The sequence below is a fragment of the Microvirgula curvata genome, from assembly GCF_054781615.1.
Genome location: NZ_BAAGUB010000009.1, coordinates 1 through 924, shown reverse-complemented (window position 1 = coordinate 924; position 924 = coordinate 1). Strand labels below are relative to the sequence as shown.

1 protein-coding gene is annotated in these 924 nt (G+C 69.8%); it reads left to right on the top strand.

The genetic code is table 11. From position 1 onward, the window contains the following. Positions 1 to 924: SpvB/TcaC N-terminal domain-containing protein (locus tag ACYVG8_RS04635; RefSeq protein WP_460745081.1), on the top strand; the 924-nt coding region annotated here is incomplete at both ends.

The window sequence follows — 924 nt, the reverse complement described above, 5'->3', positions numbered from 1 at the left end:
CATCCACTGCCTTGGTTACACCGCGCAGATCAGCGATCCGGCCAGTCCCGGCCATATCGCCCGCTGGCTGATCGAGGAATCGCTGTTCCCGAATGGCGAACACGTGCTGTACCTCTATGTGGCCGAGGACAGCGCCGGCATCAGCGACAGCCGCGACCAGACCGCCCAGCGCTATCCCGACCGCATCGACTACGCGAATCTGACCGCCTCGGCCACCTTCTTCCTGTTCGGCACCGTGCCCGACGAGGCCGGCTGGCTGCGCACGCTCAAATTCGACTATGGCCAGCGCCCGGCCGACGATCAGCCGCCGCCGGCCTGGGACACCAGCGGGGTCTGGACCTGCCGCCCGGATGCCTTCTCCGACTACCGCTTCGGCTTCGAGCTGCGCAGCCACCGGCTGTGCCGGCAGTTGCTGGCCTTCGGCCGCGACCCGGCCAGCCCGGCCACGCCGACCCTGCTGTCCTGTCTGTCGTTCAGCTACGACAGCAGCCCTTTCGGTTCACAGTTGAGCGCACTGCGCCGCCGCACCTACGAGGCCGACGGCAGCCTGCTCGATCTGCCCGCGACCCTGTTCAGCTACTCTTCCTCCACCCCGGCTGTCGATGGCCAGTACCAGCCCCTTTCCGACTGGGCCGAGCCGCCGGGCTACCAGCTGGTCGACCTGTACGGCGACGGCCTGCCCGGGCTGCTGTACCAGCAGGCCGGCGCCTGGCTGTACCGCGCGCCGCAGCGGGTGATCAGCGCGGACCCGGACGGCATCAGCTACGGCAAGGCCACCGCCCTGCCGCAGGCGCCCAGGGCCGCAGCGGGAGGGCGGCAACTGCTGCTCGACATGACCGGCGACGGCCGGCTGGACTGGGTCAGCGTCCAGCCCGGGCTGGCCGGCTTCTTTGCCCTGAACGACGACCACAGCTGGCGCGGCTT